Source organism: Deltaproteobacteria bacterium (genome assembly GCA_011773515.1).
Lineage (GTDB): Bacteria > Desulfobacterota > Deferrimicrobia > J040 > J040 > WVXK01.
This window is the reverse complement of record WVXK01000036.1, coordinates 4,434-4,979: the sequence shown is the minus strand read 5'-3', so window position 1 is coordinate 4,979 and position 546 is coordinate 4,434. Positions and strand designations below refer to the sequence as shown.

At 58.8% G+C, this 546-nt stretch carries 1 protein-coding gene; it reads left to right on the top strand.

What is annotated here, in order from left to right:
* The first annotated feature begins 60 nt into the window (after positions 1 to 60).
* Complete coding sequence (locus GTN70_03780; GenBank protein ID NIO16108.1) at positions 61 to 522, top strand: hypothetical protein; 462 nt, start codon at positions 61 to 63, stop codon at positions 520 to 522.
* The last annotated feature ends 24 nt before the right edge of the window (positions 523 to 546 follow it).

Here is a 546-nt window from a genome sequence, read left to right as displayed (position 1 = left end):
GATTCCGATATCTCCGATCTCGGGCTCTCGGTCAAGTGGTCGTTTCTCCAGGAGGAGGGGATGTCTTTTCCCTCTCTCGCCGTGGGCCTTTCGACCAGGTTCGGCCTCGGGGACATCGAAAAGGGGACCTCTGACATCGACGAATACAGCTTCACCTTCTTTCTCTCCGGGACGGCCCTCATCGACCTGGGCGCTACCGCAGACTACGCGCTGGCGATCTACGGGGAGGGGGGCGCGGTCTTAAACGACCTCGGCAACGATTTCGAGGAGAAACATGGCACCTACAGCCTGGGCGTGCTGCTCCCCATCCCGCCCTACAGCGACCTGGGCTTCATCCTGGAGTTCGGCGGCACGATCAATAAAGGTATAAAGAGCAACGATGATATCATCCGCCTGACGCCGGCTCTGCGCGTAAATTACGGAAGCTTTTCCTTCACGGGCGGGGTGAACTGGGTCAGCCCTGAGACCTCGGGTGAGGACTCTTACCTGAACTACATTCTCTCCGCCGTGTACACATTCTAATACCCCTTTCCGGGCCGCCGGGAA